This is a genomic window from Kineococcus indalonis, from assembly GCF_009906395.1.
Classification (GTDB): domain Bacteria; phylum Actinomycetota; class Actinomycetes; order Actinomycetales; family Kineococcaceae; genus Kineococcus; species Kineococcus indalonis.
This window is the reverse complement of record NZ_JAAALM010000232.1, coordinates 1-6,010: the sequence shown is the minus strand read 5'-3', so window position 1 is coordinate 6,010 and position 6,010 is coordinate 1. Positions and strand designations below refer to the sequence as shown.

The following is a 6,010-nucleotide window of genomic DNA, read 5'->3' as shown; positions in this document are numbered from 1 at the left end:
CGGTGGGCCGGGCGGGCGCGTCCGCCTCCCTGCCGCGCCGCGAGGACGTCGAGGGCGCACCGGGCGCCGCGGGCACGGACGATCGGGGGGTGGCGCGGTGAGCGTCGGGTGGGGCTTCGTGGGCACGGGCGGGATCGCCCGCACGGTGGCGCAGGCGCTGGAGCGCGCCGACGGCGGGGAGCTGGTGGCGGTGTGCTCGCGCGACGCGGGCCGGGCGCGGGCCTTCGCCGACGAGCACGGCGCCGCCGGCGCCCACGACGACGTCGCCGCGCTGCTGGCCGACCCGGCCGTGGACGCCGTGTACGTCGCCACCACCCACCCCCAGCACCACGCGCCGGCCCGCGCGGCGCTGCGGGCGGGCACCCCGGTGCTGGTGGAGAAGCCGATGACGGTCACCGCCGCCGCCACCCGCGACCTGGCCGCCACCGCCCGCGAGCGCGGGGTGTTCCTCATGGAGGCGTACTGGACGCGCTTCCTGCCGCTGACGCGCGAGCTGCTCGACGTCGTCGCCTCCGGCGCGGTCGGGCAGGTGCTCTCCGTGCACGCCGACCTCGGCTTCCCGGCGCCGGAGTCCGCGCGCCGCTTCCACGACCCCGCCATCGGCGGCGGCTCCCTGCTGGACCTGGGCCCGTACCCGGTCGGGCTGGCCCTGACCCTGCTCGGCGCGCCGAGCACCGTGCGCGCCGCCGGCACGCTCACCCCCGCGGGCGTGGACCGGCAGGTCGCCCTGTCGCTGGCCTGGGAGTCCGGCGCCGTGGCGGCGCTGTCCACCACGATCGCCGCGCAGGCGTCCTCGCGCGCGTGGGTGGAGGGCGACGGCGGCTGGATCGAGGTGGACGCCCCGCTGCACTCCGGGCGCCGCTTCACCGTGCACCGCACCGGCGCGCAGGAGCCGGAGGTGCACGAGGACCCCGTCGAGCACGGGCACCGGTTCATGCTCGAGCACGTCCACGAGTGCCTGGCCGCGGGCCGCACCGAGAGCCCGCTGGTACCGCTGTCCTGGTCGGTGGACCTCGCCGACGTCCTCGAGGCCGCGCTCACCCAGGTCGGCGCGGCGCGCGCCGCCGAGCCGCTGTGACCCCCCTGCGGGGCACGGGGCGCCGGGCGCTGGTTACGGTCGCCCCATGCCGCTGACTGGTGAGTACGAACCGAGCCCCGAGGCGTGGGTGCGCGAGCAGGTCGAGAAGTACGAGGCGAGCGGGGGCGCCGAGGCCGGCGACCTGCGCGGGATGCCGGTGATCGTCCTGACGACGAAGGGCGCGAGGTCGGGCAAGCTGCGCAAGCAGGCCCTCATGCGCGTGGAGCACGACGGTCGCTACGCCGCCGTCGCCTCCCTGGGCGGGGCCCCCAAGCACCCCGTCTGGTACCACAACCTCAAGGCCGAGCCGCTGTGCGAGCTGCAGGACGGCCCGGTGCGCAAGGACTACCGCGCCCGCGAGGTCGCCGGCGAGGAGAGGGCGCAGTGGTGGGAGCGGGCCGTGGCGGCCTACCCCGACTACGTGGACTACCAGACGAGGACCGAGCGGCAGATCCCGGTGTTCGTCCTCGAGCCGGTCGACTGAGCCCGGCCGACCCTCGGGCCACCCGGACGGTGGTTGCTCCGTCCGGGTGACCCGGCCTCAAGATCCGCCCCCGAGCTGACACACTCGATGTGACAGAACAAGCACACTGAGTGAGCAGGAGGCGATCGTCGTGCGGATCGGAACGGTGACCACGCCGGCGGCGGTGCGCAGCACCGTCCGTCCCGAGGCCCTCCAGAACCTCGCGCCCGTCCAGCGCATCACCCCGGACCACGTCCACGAGGACCCGCTGGACGAGCTGACCCAGTCCGACCGGGCCCTCATCGCCCACCTGTACGGCCCCGTGCTCGACCTCGACGAGCTCGAGGGCACCCCCGTCGCCCAGCTCGCCGCCGAGATCAACCGCGAGCGCTCCAGCGGCGCCGTGCCCGCCGGCCGCGACCTCACCGTCGACGACGTGCGCCGCCTCATCGGCCGCCTCACCCTCACCAGCCCGCGGCCCGTGCCCGTCGACGTGCAGCTGCGCCTGATGACCTACCTCGGCGGCGGCCGCGCCGCGGGCGTCGACCAGCCGCGCCTCGACGTCGTCCTCTGACGCACCCGCCCGGCCGTCGGGTCCACGCCCGGCGGGCGACCGGGCGAGCGATCGGGTGGCACGCTGGGAGCGTGCGCCTGCTGCTCGTCCGCCACGGCCAGACCCCCTCGAACGTCCGCCGCCTGCTGGACACCGGTGTGCCCGGTCCCGGGCTGACCGACCTGGGGCGCGAGCAGGCCGAGGCCCTGGCCGACACCCTCGCCGGGGAGGGGGTCGGGGCGGTCACGGCGTCCTCGCAGGTGCGCGCGCAGCTGACCGCCGCACCGCTGGCCGCGCGCCTGGGCCTGGACGTCGCCGTCGACGCGGGCCTGCGCGAGATCGAGGCGGGCGAGGTGGAGATGCGCGGCGACGACGAGGCCGTCGTGCGCTACTTCGGCGTCGTCACCGCCTGGCTGGGCGGCGACCTGGCCGCGGCGCTGCCCGGTGCGCCCGACGGGCACGCCTTCTTCGCCCGCTACGACGCGGCGGTGGCCGCGGCCGCGGAGCGGGCCCGCGCGGCGGGGGTGGGCACGTTCGCCCTCGTCAGCCACGGCGCGGCGATCCGCGCGTGGGCGGGGGCGCGCGCGGTGAACCTGTCGGCGCGCTTCGTGCTGGACACCGGCCTGCTGAACACCGGCGTGGTGGACCTGCGCGGGGACGTGGACGGCGGCTGGACGTGCGAGTCGTGGACGGGGGCGGCGCTGGAGGCGGTGCAGGCCGAGGCGGCCGGTGCCGGTGCCGCCGGTGAGCCGGGCTCGGTGTTCTGAGCGCCCGGGGCGCCGCCGGGCTGGGACGGGGCGCGATCGGCGGCTACGGTGGGCGCAGGGTGTGCCGGGAAGTCTGGTCGGCGGTTCCGTCAACGACCCCGCAGGAGGCTCTCCCGTGCCCTCGCACACGCCCACCCGACTCTTCGCCCGCGGCTCCTGGCCCGAGGCCCGGCGCATCGCCGAGGTGCTGCGCTACGAGACCGTCGGCGGCGCGCTGCTGCTGGTGGCGACCGCGCTGGCGCTGGTGTGGGCGAACCTGCCGGGGGACACCTACGAGTCGGTGCGCCAGTTCCACGTCGGTCCCGCCTCGCTGGACCTGGACCTGTCCATCGAGCACTGGGCCGCCGACGGGCTGCTGGCGGTCTTCTTCTTCATCGCCGGCCTGGAGCTCAAGCGCGAGTTCGTCGCCGGGGACCTGCGCGACCCGCGCGCCGCGGCGCTGCCCATCGCCGCCGCCGTGGGCGGCATGGCCGTGCCCGCCGGGATCTACGTGCTGGTGAACTCCCTGGGCGACGCCCCCGCCGGCGCCCTGACGGGCTGGGCGATCCCCACCGCCACCGACATCGCCTTCGCCCTGGGCGTGCTGGCCGTCATCGGCAGCCACCTGCCCTCGGCGCTGCGCACCTTCCTGCTCACCCTGGCCGTCGTCGACGACCTGCTGGCGATCACCGTGATCGCGATCTTCTACACCGCCGACCTGCGGGTCGCCCCGCTGCTGCTGGCGCTGCTGCCCCTGGCCGCGTTCGCGTTCGCCGTGCAGCGGCGGGTGCGCTCCTGGTGGCTGCTGGTCCCGCTGGCGCTGCTGACGTGGGGCCTGGTGCACGCCTCGGGCGTGCACGCCACCGTCGCCGGCGTCCTGCTGGGCCTGTCGGTGCCGGTGCTGCGCAGCGCCGCCGCGGGCGGGCCGGAGGCCGGGCCCGGGCTGGCCGAGCACTTCGAGCACCGCTGGCGGCCGCTGTCGGCCGGGTTCGCCGTGCCCGTCTTCGCGCTGTTCTCCGCCGGCGTGGCGATCGGCGGCGCCTCCGGCTTCGCCGACGCCCTGCGCGACCCCGTCGCCCTGGGCGTCGTCGCCGGCCTCGTGGTCGGCAAGCCGGTCGGGATCCTGCTCACCACGTTCCTGGTCTCCAGGTTCACCAGCGCCGAGCTGGACGACGACCTGTCGTGGGTGGACGTCGTCGGGCTGGGGATCCTCGCCGGCATGGGCTTCACGGTCTCCCTGCTCATCGGCTCCCTGGCGTTCGGCGAGGGCAGCGAGGCCGGTCAGCACGTCACCCTGGGCGTGCTGGTGGGCTCCACCGTGGCCGCGCTCATCGCCGCCGTCGTGCTCGGCACCCGCAACCGCACCTACCGGCGCATCGAGGCCGAGGAGTCCGTGGACGCCGACGAGGACGGCGTCCCGGACGTCTACCAGCGCGGGCAGCGCTGACCCGCGGCGCCGGCGCGCAGCGCGGCCCCCCCGCCGGCGACCTACCCTGGAGCACCGTGCAGTGCTCCTACTACGACCGCCACGCGTGCCGCTCGTGCACCCTCATCGAGCAGCCCTACCCCGAGCAGGTCGCCGGCAAGGAGCAGCGCTGCCGCGAGCTGCTGGGGGAGGGCGTGCAGTGGCTGCCGACCGTGCGCAGCCGCGAGGACGGGTACCGCAACAAGGCGAAGATGGTCGTGGGCGGCACCGCGCGCCGCCCCACCCTGGGCATCCTCGACGCCGGCGGGCGCGGGGTGGACCTGCGCCGATGCCCGGTGTGCTCGCCCGGCGTGCGCGCCGCCCTGCCGGTCCTCGCCCGCTTCATCACCCGCGCCGGCCTGGAGCCGTACGACGTGCCGCGCCGGCGCGGGGAGCTGAAGAACGTCCTGGTCACCGAGTCCCCCGACGGGGAGCTGATGGTGCGCTTCGTGGTGCGCTCGCGCGCACCGCTGGCGGCGATGCGCCGGGAGCTGCCGCAGCTGCTGCGCGAGCTGCCGAACGCCGTGGTCGTCACCGCCAACCTCCTGCCCGAGCACAAGGCCGTCGTCGAGGGCGAGGTGGAGGTCCCGCTGACCGAGCGCACCGCGCTGCGCATGCGCCTGGGGGAGGTGGACCTGGACCTGCGCCCGCAGAGCTTCTTCCAGACCAACTCGCCCGTCGCGCAGGCGCTGTACGCGCAGGTGGCGCGGTGGGTGGACGAGGTGGACCCGGGCAGCGTGTGGGACCTGTACTGCGGCGTGGGCGGCTTCGCCCTGCACGTGGCCGCGCCCGGCCGGCGCGTGACCGGCGTGGAGGTCAGCGCCGAGGCCGTCGAGAGCGCCCGCTCCTCGGCGCGCGCCGCGGGGCTGCGGGGCGTGGACTTCCTCGCCGGCGACGCCACCCGCTTCGCCCTGGACGCCCCGGCCGCGCCGGACCTCGTGGTGGTCAACCCGCCGCGGCGCGGCATCGGCGAGGAGCTGCGCACCTGGCTGGAGCGCTCCGGGACCGGGCACGTCGTCTACTCCAGCTGCAACCCGGCCACCCTGGCCGGGGACCTCGCGGCGATGCCCTCGCTGCGGCCGGTGCGGGCCCGGGTGCTCGACATGTTCCCGCACACCCCGCACGTGGAGGTCGTCGCGCTGCTGGAGCGCACCGCCTGAGCGGGGGCGCACCACCCCAGCGGTCCCCCCGGGCGACCTCGCCGCGCAGCCCGCAGACTGGGCCGCGGTCGGCGCCGGCCCGGCGCCCGCAGGACGGAGGACCCGTGACGCAGCAGGAGACGCGGACCGCCCCCGGCCTGGACCCGCGGACCGCCCCCGGCCTGGACCCGCAGATCGCCGCGGCGGTGCGCCGGGTGGCCGCCGCCGGCCTGCCGCCGATCAGCGCGCTGACCCCCGCGCAGGTGCGCAGCGGCGCCGCCGCCCAGGAGCGGGTGGACCCCGCCTGGTGGGGACCGGTCGCCGCGGTGGAGGAGCTCACCGTGCCCGGCGCCGCCGGCGACCTGCCCGCCCGCCTCTACCGCCCGCAGCCGCCCGCCGGGGCCGGCGGCGCGGCCGGCGCCGCCCCGCCGCTGGTGGTCTTCTTCCACGGCGGCGGCTTCGTGCTGGGCGACCTGGAGTCCCACGACGGGCCGGCGCGCGTGCTCGCCGCCGAGGCCGGCGCCGTCGTCGTGTCCGTGGCCTACCGCCTGGCCCCCGAGCACCCC

7 protein-coding genes are annotated in these 6,010 nt (G+C 77.0%); all 7 read left to right on the top strand.

Features of this window, described 5'->3' with window-relative positions; translation table 11 throughout:
* Window positions 1–97: 97 nt before the first annotated feature.
* On the top strand, window positions 98–1,078 hold the full coding sequence (locus tag GTR00_RS12245; RefSeq protein WP_166611899.1) for a Gfo/Idh/MocA family protein: 981 nt from the start codon (window positions 98–100) through the stop codon (window positions 1,076–1,078).
* Window positions 1,079–1,124: 46 nt separating this feature from the next.
* Window positions 1,125–1,562 (top strand): nitroreductase family deazaflavin-dependent oxidoreductase, encoded by a 438-nt coding sequence (locus tag GTR00_RS12240; RefSeq protein ID WP_166611898.1) that lies wholly within the window; start codon window positions 1,125–1,127, stop codon window positions 1,560–1,562.
* A gap of 130 nt (window positions 1,563–1,692) precedes the next feature.
* Window positions 1,693–2,115 (top strand): hypothetical protein, encoded by a 423-nt coding sequence (locus GTR00_RS12235; RefSeq protein ID WP_166611897.1) that lies wholly within the window; start codon window positions 1,693–1,695, stop codon window positions 2,113–2,115.
* 71 nt (window positions 2,116–2,186) lie between these two features.
* On the top strand, window positions 2,187–2,861 hold the full coding sequence (locus tag GTR00_RS12230; protein WP_166611896.1) for a histidine phosphatase family protein: 675 nt from the start codon (window positions 2,187–2,189) through the stop codon (window positions 2,859–2,861).
* A gap of 115 nt (window positions 2,862–2,976) precedes the next feature.
* On the top strand, window positions 2,977–4,287 hold the full coding sequence (gene nhaA / locus GTR00_RS12225; protein WP_166611895.1) for a Na+/H+ antiporter NhaA: 1,311 nt from the start codon (window positions 2,977–2,979) through the stop codon (window positions 4,285–4,287).
* Window positions 4,288–4,343: 56 nt separating this feature from the next.
* Window positions 4,344–5,465, top strand: a complete 1,122-nt coding sequence (rlmC, locus tag GTR00_RS12220; RefSeq protein ID WP_166611894.1) for a 23S rRNA (uracil(747)-C(5))-methyltransferase RlmC — start codon at window positions 4,344–4,346, stop codon at window positions 5,463–5,465.
* A 104-nt stretch (window positions 5,466–5,569) separates the two neighbouring features.
* On the top strand, window positions 5,570–6,010 hold a 441-nt coding region (locus tag GTR00_RS24000; RefSeq protein WP_166611893.1), incomplete at its 3' end, for an alpha/beta hydrolase fold domain-containing protein.

What these genes read in the sequence shown, in the direction of transcription:
- GTR00_RS12240 (WP_166611898.1), top strand. Translation starts at nt 1,125, where the DNA reads ATGCCGCTGACTGGTGAGTACGAACCGAGCCCCGAGGCGTGGGTGCGC.